The sequence below is a fragment of the Prevotella fusca JCM 17724 genome, assembly GCF_001262015.1.
In the GTDB taxonomy this organism is placed as follows: Bacteria; Bacteroidota; Bacteroidia; order Bacteroidales; family Bacteroidaceae; genus Prevotella; species Prevotella fusca.
In genome coordinates, this window is record NZ_CP012074.1 from 542,405 (window position 1) to 557,615 (window position 15,211).

The following is a 15,211-nucleotide window of genomic DNA, read 5'->3' on the forward strand; positions in this document are numbered from 1 at the left end:
TCTTCCCATTTCCTACCGATGTGTTGTTGCCCATCACACATGGTGTTGTTGGTAAACACGTATGGTGCTGTTGGTAAACACACATGGTGTTGTGTGCTTAATACGTGACAATGCGTTACTGGAATAGAAGCATCTTGTTGATAGAAAAGAGTTGTGTTACTGGATATCAATAAATTAAAAGAGTTTCCGTATGGGAAAGTATATTGTTTGTAGTTATGTCAGACAGTAATAATAAAGAAAAAATCGGACACTGATCATGTTAATCCTGTATCCGATTTTTTATATCTAATTCTCCTAAACGTGCTCTTTATCCGAAGAGACGCTTAAAGAAACACTTTTTTTAGGCTTTTCTTCTGTTGTAAAACTCTCCGTTTGTGTAGAGCTTGTTGTTCCAAATGCCTCTGTTTGGGTAGAACTTGTTTCTTCAGTGATAATCTCCTTTTCAGTAGTTGAGTTCTCTTTTGGTATATCTTCTCCCTCGATGATGCCGGCAACACCCCATTGAACAGCAAGCGTTTTGGCATCTTCACGGGCAGTGTTCTCATCAATCTCATACTGTTCACAGATTAATTCCACAAGATTGTCAACTGTAAAGGAATCCATCTTCTGCACCTCTTCCCACAGATATGCAGAGCTTTCATTCATAGATATAATATTGCTGAAGTCGATGTTTTCGTCTCCTTCAGCAACGATGATATGTTCTCCGCATACTTCACGGAGGTTAAAACCATTTTTTACTTTCATTCTTATTGGTTGTTTGTTTTATAGTCAAAGTAGTATTGGTGGATCTAAATCGGACCGAAGAGCGGAATCCATAGACGCCGATAGACACCGAGAAGGTATCTGCGGATAGGGAGAAGTCGCATCCAAAAGAAACTGTACAGCTTCCATTTCCGCCCGTCAGTACGGTCTATTTGTGTCCGTCCCTTACGGTAGAATCCGATTACACTTCCTACTATGTCCTCTTTTTTACAGTGTTCAACGGCAAGGTTACCGTCACCCCGTAATGTTACGTTGTCGCCTTCTATCCTGTCAATACGGTGAAGAACATAGTGGTGTGGGGCTATCTCTGCCAGGACAGGGTCGCCTGCTTTCACCGTTGTTGGCTTTCTTAGCAGCGCCTTGTCACGGTCGTTTTCCAGAAAAGGACGCATGGAATAACCACGAAGACGCAGCGTGACGGTATGCCCTTCTTTCAGCATCTTGACAACTTCAGGCAGGAAGTCAGCATTGGCAAACTGAACTTCAGAAGTAGTAAGGATGGTTTTTGACATAAGTCTTATTTTTGTAAGTCGTGTCCTTTCGTTACGGCTTGATAGCATACTTCAGCCGCTTCCTGGTTGGGTAAGCAGTGTAAAGTGAATATTCTGCCTGTCTCCACAATCTTTGTTATTGTATCACAGATGCCGTTGTAAATCTCCGAATCCCATTTCATGCTGGAGCAAGAGGGCAGGAGAGAGGCAAAGGCAGAGATAGGGTTTAGTTTCTCAACCGAGTTTTCTGTTGCACGGTCAATACGTGTGATAGCCCCTAAGCGTGCCTTTACATTACGGTAGCATGGTGTCTTACCACTCCATGGGCTGCCATAAATCCACGCTTCGTTGTCAATGATTCTCACAATAGGATTGTCATCATTCATGAGGTCACTGCCCGGAATATAACGTAGCCACATGCTGACCTGTGTAGACTTGCCTGTCCCACTCTTTGCGATGAAGGCATATCCATAGTCGTTGTTACGAACGAGAGAAGCATGAATCAGCAATGTTTTCTTGTGTGCACCGGCAAAGGCAAAGATGAGCATCAGTGCATTGTTAAGTCCGAAAGTGCGCATGTTCATGTTGCCGTTGAGTGCACATCGACAGTCAGAGAAGTCTTTGTTGCTCTGTACCAGGCAGCAGTCGGCACCGTTAATGTCCTTGATGACATACTGATAGCTGCCGTCATCCACACGATCAACAATCGTATCACCATTCCCTGTGTCAAAAGCCCGGATACGCTGCCTTCTTTCCTTGGGGATAGGTTGAAGCGTATCGTCGACAGTCAGTCGGAAAAAGAGTTTGTCTGAAACCTCGCTGACTCTGAAAGGTTCAAAGGAGGGTAACAGGTGCATTCCATTGACGTTTGTGTCACGGAAGATAATCTGTAGGTCAAAGTCAGCTACTCTAAAGTTATTTATTTCCATCTTTTGCTGCTTGTGCTTTCTTCGACTTTACCACTGTTTTTTTACTTACTTGTGGTTCTGTGTATGAAGTAATATCGTCCGGCTTAATTGTATTGTAGCTGAACTGATTCTCAGAAACAGGCTTGATAAAGTATTTCTTCTTGGCTTTCTCGTACCTGTTCTTTAGTTTCACATATTTCTTCATTGCACTCTTCTCGTTTTCTGCAAACATAGTAATACAGGTCGGATAGCTTACCAGACCATTGCTCTGCAGATAAGAACGAAGCTGATAAGAGTAATCCTCACGGTTGGCAAGGAAGTGTGTGCGGTCGTCTACAAGGTAAGCATCAACCTTCTGTATATTAGTCATATAGACCGTTGAGTCGTTGAAAGAAGCTGCAAAGCCGAACATGTAGACCTTTGCGGGCTTGTATCCTTTTGCGTTGCTGTTATTTACCCATCCCAGCAGAAGTGCTGTGATAATTAATACCTGGCGAAGTTTCATCATTTATTATAAATATCTTAACTGTGTTAATGTTATTGTCCTAAGTAAGCCTTCAATACCTTACTGTTGGTTTGTTGGCGCAGACGTCGAATAGCCTTTTCCTTTATCTGTCTTACCCGTTCACGCGTAAGGTTGTATTTACTGCCTATTTCCTCCAGCGTCATTTCACGTTGGTTGATTCCGAAGTAAGCCTCTATCACTTTCTTTTCCCTGTCTTCAAGAATTTGTAAGGCTCGTCCAATCTCCTCACGCAGACTCTCTTCAACCAGTCTCCTGTCAGTAGAGGGAGTGTTGTCATTGGGAATGACATCAAGTAGGCTGCTTTGTTCGTCATCATAGAACGGGGCATCTACTGATACATGGCGTGAGTTGACTTTCATTGCGTCAACAATCTTTTCTTCTGGGATGTCAGTGTTCTGTGCAATCTCGTCAATGCTTGGGCGACGCTCATTCTCCTGCTCGAACTGGTTTAATACCTTGTTGATTTTGTTGACAGAACTGACCTGGTTCAGCGGCAGGCGGATGATGCGGCTCTGTTCTGCGATAGCTTGCAGGATACTCTGCCTAATCCACCATACAGCGTATGATATGAACTTGAAGCCACGGGTTTCATCAAACTTTTCTGCAGCCTTGATCAATCCTAAGTTACCCTCGTTGATAAGGTCGGGCAGGGACAGTCCCTGGTTCTGATACTGCTTTGCGACTGAGACAACGAAACGCAGATTGGCTTTTGTCAGGCGTTCTAAAGCCTTTCGGTCACCTTTCCGTATTCGTTGAGCAAGTTCTACTTCCTCTTCAATACTAATCATTTCTTCGTGACCGATTTCTTGCAGATACTTGTCGAGAGAGGCACTCTCCCGATTTGTAATCGATTTTGTGATTTTCAATTGTCTCATGTGCGTGGCATTATGTAAAGTGACGGCAAATTTACACAAATTCAATGAGTTGAACAAATAAAAAGGTGAAAAAGTAGCCTTGGGGATATACTGATTTTAAGTTTCTTATTAAGTTTTTAGAGTACAGTCTGTTTACTGCCAACCAGCCGTCAGATATTTGCACAAGTATTAGCAATCGCAGGTAATGATGTTGCCAAGATTTGGTATAATGAATCTCTCTTCCCGTTTTTTAGGTTCTTCCGTTAAATGCGTAGATTGGAAACAGAATAAAGGCTTATACATCTGCATGGTATGACTATCCAAAATCAGACGGTCTCACAAAAAGGGATAAAGCACAAGATAAAAATGCAGAAAAGGCAAACAGACACCATGTCTTTCCGCCTTCAACAAACAACTTATTCCCATATCAACCAATGTTTGTAAACTATTTTCATGCAATTCAAAACCAATACATGGTCTATTGGCTTCTAAAAGACGCCCAATTGACTTGCAATAGATGCCCTTTTGAGGTCTAACTAACGCCCTTTTGAAGTCCAATTAAGCACCTTTTCTTGCACTGCTTTATAACCAACTGATTTACTGTTGGTTGCAAACTTGCTTTTTACACGTATTTTTGCCTTTATCTGTAGGTGTTTTATCCGAAATTATGTCATGATTTTTCAATCTGTTGCCTGCTGTTTCAAAGTATTGATATGAAAAGGTTTTCTGCATCGGAAGACAATAATAAAGTAGGTAGCCAAGACCGTCTTGGCTATGTTTATATTTAATAAATAACTTCGGCTCATCCGTTAAAGCTATACGAAAAACATCCACGCATTTAACGGATAAACCTTTTTATGCACCAGTTTCAAGGCTGTGTGTGAATAGATGTAGTGTAAATCTAAAAAATACAATATTAGGGAATAATTAAAGGTTTTTGTTTATCTTTGTTCCATTATTCACAATTTTAAAAGAAATCGCTTATGAAAGTATTTTCCTTATGTATGTTCATTGCCGTTCCTTATATGTTGGGTGTATCATCGGCAATGGCACAGTTTAATATCAAGAAAACAGTCAGTGGTACTGCAGTTTAACCTTAAACAGAACGTTAATATGAAAAAGAAAACAACGGCAATCATCGTGATGATGTTGTGTCTTACTGCACAGTATGCAGAGGCCTTTAAGATAACTGCCAAGAAAGCTCCTGTACCTGAAAGTGATGATAATACAACACTTTGGTTTATTCTTGCTTTTGGTGGAGTGATCCTTTTGATATTCTTATACAATAATTGGTCCAAGATCAAGTCATTCTTCAGTTTTATTAGTGGTAGTTTCCGTGTGGATAAAAGCACTGACTTGAGTGAAGAACAGCAGCGTAAAATCCTTCTTAGTGGTGTTTTTTCAGCTCAGAAGGGAGCTTTTATGAATGTTGTCAAGACAGGGATAGACAGGGGTGACCGGCAGGGTATCTTTGTAAAGGGTTGGGGAATAACGGATAAGGGGTCTGCATTAGATAAACTTGAGTATCTGAAGTTGAAAGGCACACGTCGTTACTTCCGCCAAGTGGTGGAGTCTCTGAAACTTAAGAACAAGCAGGATATCAAACAATATATATCCTCTTCCTTTGAAGAAGAGGAAGATATGTGTAACTGTTGGGAGCAGGTTCAATTAGCCTTTGAGTCTATAGGACCACTGCTTAAAGAAGGAATGATAAAAGATGAGGCGGATTTTGCACGCATAGGAGCAGATGCCTGGGATGCCGGCAGACTTGTTTTCATGGCAAGATTGTGTCGTGAGCATGATTATATTGATGATGAAACAATGTGGAAATACATTGATTCGGCAGACGAAATAGCCCATCATTCGCTCACATCCTGGGAAGATTTTGGAAAGAGTTACATCATCGGGCGTTGTCTGTGGTGTGGTACTGCCAACTATTTTGAGGTGATGGCTGGACATGCTAAGCGTATGTACTCAAAGGCAGAGAGTCCTTGGAAGAGTTTTTCCTTTTGAAAGTAAAGTCGTTTTAGGAATATACTGATGAAAGATAACAATAGTATCAAAGATGAAAAGTATTATGAAGAAAAAAGCATTGATTTGCATGGCACTGATGTTGTGCATGGTTGCACAAGAGGCAATGGCATTAAGAATTCGTATTAAAGTTCCTTCAGGTTCATCTGGTGATGAAAACGGTGTGGTTAATTGGATTATTTTTGCAGTTGTTGCTGTGATTATTTTGGTTGGAGCATATTACTATCTGGGCGAATTTAAAACCACTTTACGCTTGGTTTTTGGTGGAATGCGTGTGGATAGTAAGACGACATTGAGCAAGGACCAGCAGCGTAAGATTCTTTTGAGTGCTCCCTATTCTGTCCAAAGCAAGTTGCTGATGAACAGTGTTAAGACAGGAATGCAGAAGGAAGAACGCTATTTTACTCTGAGTAAAGAGTGGGATATATGGAATCATGAAACAGCTACCCGTGTTCTGAACGAACAGAAGGTAGCTGGAGTAAACCGCTACTTCGAGCACATTGCTGAGGCTTTCAAGCTCAAAGAGCAGCAGGCTGTACAGCAGTATCTTGACAACACCTTTGTACTTAAAGAGGATGCACAGGCATGTGGAAAGCAGATAGAGTATGCTTTTAAGGAAGTTGGCAATTTGGTTAAGTTGGGAATCATAAGGGATGATGCTGACTTTGTCCGTATCGGTGCAGCTGCCTGGGATGCTTCCCGCTTGGTTTATTTGGCAAGATTGTGCTTTGAATCAAAGTATATCAGTGAAGAGGAGATGTGGCAGTTTGTAGATGCAGCAGATGAAATGGCACATAAGTCAATTACTTCCTGGGAAGATTATGGTAAGAGTTATCTGATTGGATGCGTTCTTTGGGGCGGTGGACGGCTCCAGGTTAAGATGCAGTCGCGTGAAATCAAGAAGTTGACGGATAACCCAAAGAGTCTCTGGAATAGCATCCCATTTGCTAAGTAAGGCGTCTTGTTGAGAAAGATTGATAACATTGCAGGTTCTGATAACATCTCCCTTGATGTGTTTTCTCTCCGTCAGACAGGCTGTTCTGGCCTTCTTATTGGTGAGCATGACGAACTGTCCGACTGAAAGGGGTGGCAAAAAGATGCTTCGTTAAAGAGGAAAATAGAATGAGCTGACTGCTTTCTTGAATTGAATCTTTCAGCATGGGTTCAAGAATCTGCCATATAATAACCCCCATCCTTGCACTGACAGGCAAAGGATGGGGGATTTTATGCGTCAGCTTTTCAGCTGGAAATTACCTGATGTTAGTCCGCAAGAGGTACAGCGAAGTAAGCCTTTTTGCCAGTAGGGTAGATACCCTGTATGTAGAGAACAGGGTCCTTGCTGGTTGAAGCCTTTCTCACGAGGTTCTGCAGGTCGTCGATGCTCTTCACCATGTTGTCGTTTACATTCTGAATGATGAAGCCACGGTTGATGCCGGCAGACTTCAATGCGCCGCTGTTAACCTTCAGGACTTCAAGACCATAGCTGATGTTCAGCTGTTTCTTCAAGGTATCAGAAACCGGACGGTACTGACCACCGAGGACATCAATGTCAGCCTGCTCGATTACCTTTGTCGTACCCTGTGCATTCTTCAGTGTGATAGTCTTTGCAAGCTCTTTCTTGTTACGGATGTAGGTCACGGTAGCCTTATCGCCCGGACGCTTGCTGTTGAGTGCCTGCTGAAGCTCTGACATGCGTGTCACCTTCTGTCCGTCGAACTTGGTAATTACGTCACCCTTCATCAAGCCTAAAGCAGCACCATTGCCTTCCTCAGACACTTCGCTGACATAAACACCTTCGTTTGTGCCGAGGTCAGTGTTCTTGCCCTCTTCCTTCTGTGCGTTGATGAAATTCAGGACATCACCACCCTGGATGCCGAGCATTACACGCTGTACGCTACCATATTTCTTTATGTCATCAACCACCTTGTTCATAATGGTTGTAGGGATAGCAAAGCCGTAGCCGCTGTATGCACCAGTCTGTGAGTAAAGCATGGCATTGATACCTACCAGTTCACCCTGTGTGTTGACCAATGCACCACCAGAGTTACCTTGGTTGATGGCAGCGTCAGTCTGAATAAAGCTCTCGATGCCATTGCGTGTCGCCCCCAAGCCACGTGACTTTGCACTTACGATACCTGCGGTAACAGTAGAGTTGAGGTTATAAGGGTTGCCGACTGCAATTACCCATTCACCTACTTTCAGATTGTCAGAGTCACCGATGGACATGGTGGGGAGGTTTGTAGCATTCACCTTCAGTAGGGCAAGGTCTGTCTGTTTGTCAGTTCCGACGATGCGGGCAGAGAATTCGCGGTTGTCGTTCAGTGTGACAGTCAATTCGTCAGCACCCTCAACAACGTGGTTGTTGGTTACGATGTAGCCGTCAGATGAAATGATGACGCCGCTTCCCGTAGCCTCTCTCTTTGGAGTCTGTACCTGCTGGCGGCGTGATCCGCCGTTGCCAGGGTTGCCGAAGAATCCAAATGGGTCGAAGAAACCTCCGAATGGGCCTTCCTGAACTTCAACGGTCTTAGTCTTTGAGTTCTGCACGTACTTGATATGCACTACTGCAGGCAGAGCCTTTGCGGCAGCATAAGTAAGGTCAACAGGCTGACCGGGAGCTACGACAGGTGCCTCGGCTGCATAGACTTTGATAAAGGCACCAGTAGAAAAGGCAAGGGCAGTAACACATGCTGCGCCTACCAGATACTTTGATAAATTCTTCATATACATAATTATTTGTTCGTTGATTTCGTTTATGTGTCAAGTCGTCATTATTTATAAATGTCTCGCTGACATCTTTCAAGATGCAAATATAGACGCAAAAATCGTAAAACCGCCATTTTGTCAGTTATCTTTATCCGATTTTAACAATTCGTTTTTGCTCCTTAACGGCTCTTAATCAGAAGTGCGGATAAATTTACATTCGTTCAGTTTATGTGTTTCTTTTGTTTTCATCTCGTACATTTCGACCTGTATGGGTGGTATGATGAAAGGAAAAGATGGACGTATTACCGCAATTCTGATGCCTGACGGGATAGCAGTGATACGTTTTCTGACAGACTGTCATTCTCCGACCATGTCATTTGCAGGCATGATGTTGGCTTCTTGATTTACAGTGTGGGGAATTATTTTCATGAAAAGAAATATTTATTTTCACGAACAAAAATATTTTTTTTCATGAAAAGAAATGTTTATCTTCATGAAAAGAATCCTGTCAAGGTATGGTCTGGTGAACGTAAAGTATAGTGCTGCAGCTTGTAAACCATAGGTTTGAAAGGTGCGAAGAGCCCGTTTTGCAGCCTGCTGTTGTAGGAAGAGGTTGTGAAAAGTCCCATTGTGTATAAAAAACATGGATGAAGCACCTTCTGTTTATAAAATGTTTTGTAACTTTGTCTTTCATAATCTGTATTCACATGGGTTGTTGATTTAAGAATCTATCTATAATGTTATGTTTGTTTCTTCTACATTCTTCTGCTTTGTTTTTATAATTCTATTTGTACTTTTGGCATTTCTGCTTCTTCTGCTTTTGAATAAGAAGTTGCGTAAGTCTTGGCAGGATTATTTCAGGGATTTGTCTTATCGTAGATTGAAATCGAGTTGTGTAAGATGGAATGGCAGGGTATATTGGACTTTCACTGTCAATACGAGGCATCCTCTTCAGGCTTTTGTCTGGGCTGTCATCTTGGTTGTAGCTTTATATGTCAACTTCTTCACGTCTGGCACAAAATATAGTTTAGTAGCGCATTCCTTGACAGAGTTGACATGGGATGTGTGGGTTACACTGTTGTTCTTCGTGTTAGTCTTTGTATGCCTGATGTATAATGTCTACCTCGGTCTTGTTCGTGACTGGGCTGTAGGCATTGTGATGCGTGCTGATAGTTTTACCATAGAGTATAGAAGTGGGAAAAGTGAGGAACATTCTTATTCTGAGATAAAGAAAATAAAATTCAAGCTGTGGGATTCAGGCGGTGATGTCAAGAAAAACTTTTTCCCGATTTTTTATTTTTATGATGTTACCCGGAAATTAATATGTAAGGGAGAGGTGATTGATAAGGAAAGTTATCTGCTTGTTTCCCGTGAGCTTAAGATGCATGGTCTTTCTTACATTGAACCGGATGATACAATGGAGACTTTTGACGACCCTCCCATGCTACATGGTAGATGCAGGAAATGACGGAAGGGTATAGATGTAATGACTGTACGGCTAAGGATGATTATATGTTTTGCCATGTTATGTGTTTCATGGCTCTTTACTTAGATAATCAGTGAAATATTTTGGCTTTTCCATGTTTTCCATTATCTTTGCATTTTAATAAGGCAGTGTTCCGGCTCTGTCGCTGGCATCTGTAATGGATGCGAGAGGAAAGTCCGGGCAGCATAGGGCATCCTGCTTCCGAAAATAGAAGCTATTGGTGACAGTAGATGTAGGCAGAAGAAAATAACCGCCATTCAGCAATGTGTGGTAAGGGTGAGAAGGTGGTGTAAGAGACTACCGGCAGGCGGGCGATCGTCTGGCTGTGCCGTTCAGGAGCTGCAAGTTCATGTAAACCGTTGTTTGAGGGCTGCCCGCCCGAGCGTATGCACAACGGAGGGTAGAATGCTTTAATTGCAGGGTGACCTGCAATATAGATAAATGACAGGCGTCTTCCTATTATCGAAAGATGAGGAAGAGACAGAACCCGGCTTATAGGAGCACTGTTTTATTTTTCTTTCATTCATGCCGTCTTCCCATATTCTGTTTGGAATGATGCGGGGGTAGGGGGTATGGCTTTTATGGATAAAAACTTTGGATAGTCATGAAAGATTTAGAAGAGCGGTATGTTACTGTGCTGGACGATTTTCAGCATACGGTAGAAAACAGAATCAGAAACCATAAGGATGAGGCTGGTTTCCCACAGCTGCCAGCCAATGTCAGTGAGGAGGAACTTTCGGATTATCTCTTCGATTATCAGGCAGCTCTGGACAGCGAGGGTACGGAACGTTCGCGTTATACGATTGCTGGTATTCTGCTTTGCCTGCCAATATTGGTCATGTCGGGATTTCCGGATGACTCGTTGCCTTTCGAGGGGGTGTTGAATGTGCTGGTGGCTATCGGTGTGGGGCTGATACTCTTCCTTCTTTATAGAGTGTTGATGAAGGCTTTGGTTCGTAGTAAGATTCGCCGTGCAAACCGTGATTATCCGGAAGCAAAGGCTTATGTTGACCGTGTGCTGGCTTTCAAGTAAGTGTCGTTAAAAAGTTAATAGTTTATGGAATTACCTGATTTGCAGAAATATAAGGACAAGTTCACCCAGCAGGGATTCTTTGATAAGATACAGCGTATTGCAAAGCGTGCTGGTGCGAAACTGGTTTATGTGGCATTGATTCTGTATTATATGATACAGAGTGACAAGGTGTCATTGAAGGATAAGGCTATTATTATCGGTGCTTTGGGCTATCTCATTTCGCCGCTTGATGTTGTGCCGGATGCTATTCCTATCGCTGGACTTACGGATGACCTTACTGTTTTGCTTTACGCATTGGGCAAGGTGTGGACGTCTGTTGACGATGAAATGAAGGAGCAGGCACATGAAAAGCTGTCGAAGTGGTTTGATGATGATGAGGTCAACATTGCAGAAGATCTTTTTGCAGAAGACACTACTGATACACCCGTTTGATGGTGAAGGAGGTTCTTATGTGGCAGTATGTAGTCTTGGGCATAGTACTTCTTTCGGCTTTAGGATATGTTGTTTATCGGATATGGCAGTCATTTCAGGCGGCAAGTGACCCTTGTCACGGCTGTTCAGGTTGTGCCATTCATGACCAGTTGAAGGCGAAGCAGAAACTGGAGGGGCGCAAGAAGCCAGTTTGTTTCAAGTAGTTCTCTGTGAAGTTATTTGTCAAAACAAACACTTCCGTAACTATTTTGTCCGATGTTTCATGAGAAGTTCTTGAAATGGTTTTGGAAAAGAGTTCACACAATTTTTCTCGAAAAAAAAGTTCTTGAAATGTTTGGTTAAACCGATTTTATTGATTATCTTTGCACTCGCAAATCACAAATATGCTTTGCAGATAATAATGGTGCTTGGGCCGGGAGGTTAGGCAATGGTCTGCAAAACCATGTAGAGCGGTTCGATTCCGCTAGGCACCTCAAAGAAGACTCTCAATTATGAGAGTCTTTTTATATCCATTTCATTCTTCTCCTGGAAGATAAAGTTTATATTTATGAAGTGGTTTAAACTAATAGGGGTATTCAATTTAATAGTCTGCTAATACTTTTTCTTCCAGGGAATGGGGATGCTGATCTTTCTTGTCTTATCCAATCCCAAACAGCTCAACTTCAAACACCAGTGTGGAGAAAGCTGGAATTTCACCGTCACGCTTCGTGCCATATCCATCCTGATAAGGGATGTGGATACGCCAATGGTCACCCTTGCGCATGGCACAGAGCGCAATCTGGAAGCCTGTGATAAGTTCGTTTACACGGAAAGCCTCGGGGATTCCTCTCTGCCAGCTGTCATCGAACACCTTGCCTGATATGAGACTGCCACGATAATGACAGGTGACAATGGAGCGTGCAGAGACTTTTCCTTCACCAGTACCTTCCTTTATCACTTCGTAGAGAATACCATGCGGTAGAGTTCTGATTCCGTCTTTCTGACTTAGTTCCTTGAGATACTCTTCGTTCTTTAACTTGTATTCCTGCTTCTTTCCCATACACCTTATATTATATTAATAGCCGCAAAATTAGCTAATATCTTTTGAATTCACAATTAATTCAATTACTTTTGCTTCGGCATAGTATTTGTTTCACAGTCAATAAACGAATGATATGAATTTTGATAGAACAGAGAATGATACACGTCGGGCAGAGCTGATTCGTGTACTGGAACATTCGATAGAGCGTTTGTCGCTGGCAGAACTGGAGGCTTTGTATTACGACCTTGTGGCCAAGGACTATATTCGGGAGTAGGTGGAATGCAGTTAATGGATAACTGGAACAAGGAGATTCTTCGCCTTGCTATTCCCTCTATCATTAGTAATGTGACGGTTCCACTGTTGGGACTTGTGGATCTGGCGGTGGTGGGGCATATTGGTAATGAGGCATATATCAGTGCGATTGCAGTCGGTTCGATGATATTCAATGTGATGTACTGGCTGTTAGGCTTTCTTCGTATGGGTACGAGCGGAATGACATCGCAGGCGTGTGGACGGCAAGACGGGCAGGAATGTGTGGATATTCTTGTTCGTACACTGATAATAGGTGTAGGTATAGGCTTGTTGTTTATCGTGGCACAGCGTGGAATAGAATGGGGGATGCTTCGGCTGATGAATACGCCAGAAGGCTCTTGGCAGTTTGTTGCTGCCTATTTCAGAATTGTTATATGGGGGGCACCTGCAATGTTGGGACTTTATGGTCTGACTGGATGGTTTATTGGAATGCAGGACACCCGTACACCGATGGTGGTAGCAGTGTTGCAGAATGTGGTCAATATCCTTGCTTCCCTATTCTTCGTTTTTGTGTTTAACTGGAAGATAAGTGGTGTTGCAGGAGGTACAGTTCTGGCTCAATGGACAGGTTTTATCGTGTCCTTGTTTGCGGTATATAGGCGGATGAAGAAGGAAGGTGAACTGGAATTGGTAACTGGTCAAAATATTTGTGCGGGTCTGCAGATGACCTTCAGGCATATACTGACAGTGAAGAGTGGATGGGGAGAGTTCTTCCGTGTGAATAAGGATATCTTCCTGCGCACTCTTTGTCTGGTGGCTGTGAACTTCTTTTTTACCTCAGCTGGTGGAAAGCAGGGCGCAATGATGCTGGCAGTCAATACGTTGTTGATGACGTTGTTCACGCTTTTCTCTTATATGATGGATGGTTTTGCATATGCTGGTGAGGCACTCAGTGGTAAATTCTACGGTGCAAGAGACATGGCAGGGCTACGTATAACGGTTCGTCGATTGTTTGGCTTTGGTATCATTATGGTATTGATGTTCACGGCGGTTTACGTCTTTGGAGGTGTCGGTTTCCTACATCTTCTCACGGATGATACGGCAGTTGTGACAGCAGCACGTCCCTATCTGTTCTGGGCTTATTTGATACCCGTGGCAGGAATGGCTGCTTTCGTGCTGGATGGAGTCTTTATTGGGTTAACAGCAACCAAGGGAATGTTATTCTCAACAGCTGTGGCAATGGTAACATTCTTCGCAGTTTATTATCTGCTTTGGGGTAGTTTTGGTAACAATGCATTATGGATAGCCTTTCTGTCGTTTCTTTTTATGAGGGGAGTGGCTTCTGTTCTGTGGGCACGTCGGTACTCGACGATATTTTAATGTGTTTCGGAAAAATAACGAGGAGGATATGTTTAGTCTTAGGGCCAATATCTAAAAGAAAAACAGATATTAGTTTGCGGTTATCAGAAAATAGTTGTATTTTTGCAAAGAATATATTTCGACCGATGAAATAAGGATAGAAGCTCCTTTGTTTTCGTTCGTTTTTATTTTGCTAAAATTAATGTTGATAGTTGACTACACGTTATTTATTTAAATGAAAAAGATTATTTTCTCCCTCATAGTTACGGCTATGATTATGACCATGACGGGATGTGGCTCAAGTAAGGGCTTTACTTACTTAGAGAATGCTGATTCTATTAGCCTTGCTGCTTCACGTGGCTTGTATGATGCACGCATCATGCCAAAAGACGAATTGACGATTACGGTAAACACTACCGATCCTGATGCTGCGGCTCCTTTTAATTTACAGGTGCGCAATCAGTTGGGTAGTGGCAAGCAGGTTGGATCTGGTGGCGGTTCTTTGCAAGGTTATCTGGTTGATAACTCTGGTTTCATCAATTTCCCTGTCATTGGTAAGATTCATGTCAGTGGCTTGACCAAGCCTGAGTGTGAAGACCTGATCAAGAGCAAGATTCAGCCATATCTGGCTCGTACGGAGAATCCAATCGTAACAGTTCGTATGAGTAGTTATCATGTGACGGTTCTCGGTGAAGTGGGCAGCCCTGGTGTTATCCCGGTTTCAACGGAGAAGATGAGCGTGATGGAAGCTATAGCACAGGCCGGTGACCTTGGAGTTTACGGTAAGCGTAATAACATTATGTTGATTCGTGAGGATGCTACGGGTGAGAAGCATGTTGTACGTTTGAATCTCAACGATGCAAACCTGTTGAATTCACCTTATTATTATCTTCAGCAGAATGATGTCCTTTATATTGAACCAAATACTGTAAAGGCTAAGAACTCTGGTATTGGTAGTTCTACTACCCTTTGGTTCTCGTTCATTGGCATTGTGACATCAGTTGCTTCACTGCTGGTAAACGTGTTGAGAAAGTAATATTCTGTCCTTGGAGACTGTTACAAAGGTCCTCCTGTGGATAAAACATAAGTGGAATGAGAATATCTTTGACATCCATGTCTTGGATAGTAACCTTTGAGGGACTATCAGAAAGAGAGGGTGTGAGAGATGTTCTCTTTTTTCAAATACGGTAAAGGATTGTATTAGGGATATGTGTTGTATAGCTGAATACATCAGGGGAAGCGTGAAAGTTCCCTATCCTAATCAGATGCTTGGAACGCCTTGCATGAGGAGGCAGGTACAGATACAGGAGTTTTGATAGCAATTTTCTCTACAAATGGGATAGCCTGCAA

General features: G+C 42.7%; 16 protein-coding genes, 1 tRNA gene and 1 other RNA gene. 11 read left to right on the forward strand and 7 right to left on the reverse strand.

Features of this window, described 5'->3' with window-relative positions; translation table 11 throughout:
* Nucleotides 1–294 precede the first annotated feature (294 nt).
* From ADJ77_RS02160 to ADJ77_RS02180, 5 genes are read right to left on the reverse strand one after another with little or no spacing between them, the layout of a single operon-like run.
* Nucleotides 295–744, reverse strand: coding sequence for a PqqD family protein (locus ADJ77_RS02160; RefSeq protein ID WP_081784438.1), 450 nt, complete (start codon nt 742–744; stop codon nt 295–297).
* 44 nt (nt 745–788) lie between these two features.
* The gene (locus ADJ77_RS02165) at nt 789–1,274 is read right to left on the reverse strand and encodes a S24/S26 family peptidase (protein WP_025078464.1); all 486 of its coding nucleotides are present in this window, start codon (nt 1,272–1,274) and stop codon (nt 789–791) included.
* A 5-nt stretch (nt 1,275–1,279) separates the two neighbouring features.
* Nucleotides 1,280–2,182: a hypothetical protein gene (locus ADJ77_RS02170; RefSeq protein ID WP_025078465.1), complete on the reverse strand. Its 903-nt coding sequence runs from the start codon at nt 2,180–2,182 to the stop codon at nt 1,280–1,282.
* Nucleotides 2,169–2,666: a hypothetical protein gene (locus tag ADJ77_RS02175; RefSeq protein WP_025078466.1), complete on the reverse strand. Its 498-nt coding sequence runs from the start codon at nt 2,664–2,666 to the stop codon at nt 2,169–2,171. The genes ADJ77_RS02170 and ADJ77_RS02175 overlap by 14 nt, the downstream gene beginning before the upstream one ends.
* Before the next feature lie 32 nt (nt 2,667–2,698).
* Nucleotides 2,699–3,562 (reverse strand): sigma-70 family RNA polymerase sigma factor, encoded by an 864-nt coding sequence (locus tag ADJ77_RS02180; RefSeq protein ID WP_025078467.1) that lies wholly within the window; start codon nt 3,560–3,562, stop codon nt 2,699–2,701.
* A 1,092-nt stretch (nt 3,563–4,654) separates the two neighbouring features.
* Here ADJ77_RS02180 and ADJ77_RS02190 point away from each other — a divergent pair.
* Together ADJ77_RS02190 and ADJ77_RS02195 are read left to right on the forward strand one after the other, a co-directional pair.
* On the forward strand, nt 4,655–5,554 hold the full coding sequence (locus ADJ77_RS02190) for a DUF1266 domain-containing protein (RefSeq protein ID WP_042740967.1): 900 nt from the start codon (nt 4,655–4,657) through the stop codon (nt 5,552–5,554).
* A 64-nt stretch (nt 5,555–5,618) separates the two neighbouring features.
* Entirely contained in the window at nt 5,619–6,527 is a 909-nt protein-coding gene (locus tag ADJ77_RS02195; RefSeq protein WP_025078469.1) for a DUF1266 domain-containing protein, read from the forward strand.
* 305 nt (nt 6,528–6,832) lie between these two features.
* Here the strand turns inward: ADJ77_RS02195 and ADJ77_RS02200 are convergent, their stop codons facing one another.
* Nucleotides 6,833–8,296 (reverse strand): trypsin-like peptidase domain-containing protein, encoded by a 1,464-nt coding sequence (locus ADJ77_RS02200; RefSeq protein WP_025078470.1) that lies wholly within the window; start codon nt 8,294–8,296, stop codon nt 6,833–6,835.
* An 802-nt stretch (nt 8,297–9,098) separates the two neighbouring features.
* Between ADJ77_RS02200 and ADJ77_RS02205 the strand changes: the two genes are divergently transcribed.
* The 6 genes from ADJ77_RS02205 (at nt 9,099) to ADJ77_RS13710 (ending at nt 11,702) form a co-directional block, all read left to right on the forward strand.
* Nucleotides 9,099–9,746 carry a hypothetical protein gene (locus ADJ77_RS02205; RefSeq protein WP_148301601.1) on the forward strand — a complete coding sequence of 216 codons (648 nt, stop codon included), beginning with the start codon at nt 9,099–9,101 and terminating at the stop codon, nt 9,744–9,746.
* Nucleotides 9,747–9,889: 143 nt separating this feature from the next.
* Nucleotides 9,890–10,275: RNase P RNA component class A (gene rnpB / locus ADJ77_RS07445), an RNA gene on the forward strand.
* Nucleotides 10,276–10,368: 93 nt separating this feature from the next.
* Entirely contained in the window at nt 10,369–10,797 is a 429-nt protein-coding gene (locus ADJ77_RS02210) for a hypothetical protein (RefSeq protein WP_050695979.1), read from the forward strand.
* Nucleotides 10,798–10,821: 24 nt separating this feature from the next.
* The gene (locus ADJ77_RS02215) at nt 10,822–11,229 is read left to right on the forward strand and encodes a YkvA family protein (RefSeq protein ID WP_025078472.1); all 408 of its coding nucleotides are present in this window, start codon (nt 10,822–10,824) and stop codon (nt 11,227–11,229) included.
* Nucleotides 11,230–11,246: 17 nt separating this feature from the next.
* A complete protein-coding gene (locus ADJ77_RS02220) occupies nt 11,247–11,432 on the forward strand; it encodes a FeoB-associated Cys-rich membrane protein (protein ID WP_025078473.1) in 186 nt (61 codons plus the stop codon).
* A 199-nt stretch (nt 11,433–11,631) separates the two neighbouring features.
* Nucleotides 11,632–11,702, forward strand: a tRNA-Cys gene (locus ADJ77_RS13710).
* A 164-nt stretch (nt 11,703–11,866) separates the two neighbouring features.
* Here ADJ77_RS13710 and ADJ77_RS02225 read toward each other — a convergent pair.
* The gene (locus ADJ77_RS02225) at nt 11,867–12,268 is read right to left on the reverse strand and encodes an FKBP-type peptidyl-prolyl cis-trans isomerase (RefSeq protein WP_025078474.1); all 402 of its coding nucleotides are present in this window, start codon (nt 12,266–12,268) and stop codon (nt 11,867–11,869) included.
* A gap of 115 nt (nt 12,269–12,383) precedes the next feature.
* Here ADJ77_RS02225 and ADJ77_RS13995 point away from each other — a divergent pair, with 115 nt between their 5' ends.
* The 3 genes from ADJ77_RS13995 to ADJ77_RS02235 all read left to right on the forward strand — a co-directional run bounded on the left by ADJ77_RS13995 (nt 12,384) and on the right by ADJ77_RS02235 (nt 14,897).
* Nucleotides 12,384–12,524, forward strand: a complete 141-nt coding sequence (locus tag ADJ77_RS13995) for a hypothetical protein (RefSeq protein WP_167336707.1) — start codon at nt 12,384–12,386, stop codon at nt 12,522–12,524.
* Between the two features lie 14 nt (nt 12,525–12,538).
* Nucleotides 12,539–13,882 (forward strand): MATE family efflux transporter, encoded by a 1,344-nt coding sequence (locus ADJ77_RS02230; RefSeq protein ID WP_050695980.1) that lies wholly within the window; start codon nt 12,539–12,541, stop codon nt 13,880–13,882.
* Nucleotides 13,883–14,096: 214 nt separating this feature from the next.
* Nucleotides 14,097–14,897 carry a polysaccharide biosynthesis/export family protein gene (locus tag ADJ77_RS02235; RefSeq protein ID WP_025078475.1) on the forward strand — a complete coding sequence of 267 codons (801 nt, stop codon included), beginning with the start codon at nt 14,097–14,099 and terminating at the stop codon, nt 14,895–14,897.
* The last annotated feature ends 314 nt before the right edge of the window (nt 14,898–15,211 follow it).